The organism is Herbaspirillum sp. C7C2 (assembly GCF_022627865.1).
GTDB lineage: Bacteria > Pseudomonadota > Gammaproteobacteria > Burkholderiales > Burkholderiaceae_D > Herbaspirillum > Herbaspirillum frisingense.
On record NZ_JABXGI010000048.1, the window covers coordinates 1 to 783 of the forward strand.

At 61.4% G+C, this 783-nt stretch carries 1 protein-coding gene; it reads right to left on the bottom strand.

The window, feature by feature from the left end:
• Positions 1-749 (bottom strand): ABC transporter permease subunit (locus HWE04_RS24165; RefSeq protein WP_446719254.1); only part of this gene is annotated, 749 nt, incomplete at its 3' end.
• Positions 750-783 lie beyond the last annotated feature (34 nt).

Sequence of the window (783 nt, forward strand, 5' to 3'; positions counted from 1 at the left end):
ACCCAGGCACGGCCCAGGCGCGAGTCCTGCAGGCGCACCGAGAAGAAGATCACGAAGATGCACAGCACCAGGAACAGGTAGTAGTAGGCATTGACCGAGGGCAGGCTCATGCCGAAGACCTTCACCATCGAACCCGAACCGGGCTCGCCGGCCAGCGAGACGCCAAAGACGCGGATCGGGTCGATCAGGTTGATCCCCTGCGGGCCGTTGGTGATGTTGACCGGGGCGTTCAGGTTGTTCATGAAGATGCGGATGATCTCGCCGAAGCCCAGGGTCACGATGGCCAGGTAATCACCGCGCAGCTTCAGGGTCGGGGCCCCCAGCAGCGCGCCGAAGAGGGCCGCCAGCACGCCCGAGATCGGCACGATCAGCCACAGCGAGAGGTGGATGCCGTTCTGCACGATCTGCGGACCATACAGCCAGACCAGGAAATTGCCGACGTCGGGATAGGTGTTGACGAAGGACTCGATCACGGCCGCGAACTGCGGTGAGGCCAGCAAGCCGGCGGTATAGGCGCCGATGGCGTAGAAGGCGATGTAGCCCAGGTCCAGGAGGCCGGCGAAGCCCACCACCACGTTCAGGCCCAGGGCCAGCATGATGTAGAGCAGTGCCATATCCATGATACGCACCCAGGAATTGCCGAAATGCTGGGCAATCATGGGGAAGATGATCATCAGCGCCAACAGCGCCAGCAGGCTGATGCGCGCCTGCTGCGGGTTGCGCTTCATGTCGAAGGTCATGAGAGCCATAGTGTTCTCTTCCGATTCTCTAAGTTCTGTTTTT